Genomic DNA, 274 nt, shown 5'->3' with positions numbered 1-274 from the left:
AACCGCCTTTCGGGGCGGTTTGTATTTTATTTTTCACTTTCAAGTCTTTCTCTGCTTCCATAGATCTGGAAGTTGAAAACAAAAGACTTGTTTCTGTAGGTTTGTCCTAGGTATTGATAATGGGCATTTCTTGCAAAAGCTGCCTTAGATGGTACTATGATTACCCCTTGCAGGTTGTAAGGAGCTTCACTTGGAAGATCTTTAAAGCCACTGAATTTTTGTAATGCTTCTTTGAAACCTGCTATTTCATAATAACTTGATTGTTGAGCTGCTG

General features: G+C 38.3%; 1 protein-coding gene. It reads right to left on the bottom strand.

Annotated elements, in window-relative coordinates; translation table 11 throughout:
* Positions 1-26: 26 nt before the first annotated feature.
* Positions 27-274, bottom strand: a 248-nt coding sequence (locus R2R70_RS20240) for a hypothetical protein (protein WP_410978935.1), incomplete at its 5' end; no start/stop codon positions are given.

Source organism: Cobetia sp. SIMBA_158 (assembly GCF_046566945.1).
GTDB classification, from domain to species: Bacteria; Pseudomonadota; Gammaproteobacteria; order Pseudomonadales; family Halomonadaceae; genus Cobetia; species Cobetia amphilecti.
This window is presented reverse-complemented; position numbering and strand designations above follow the sequence as displayed.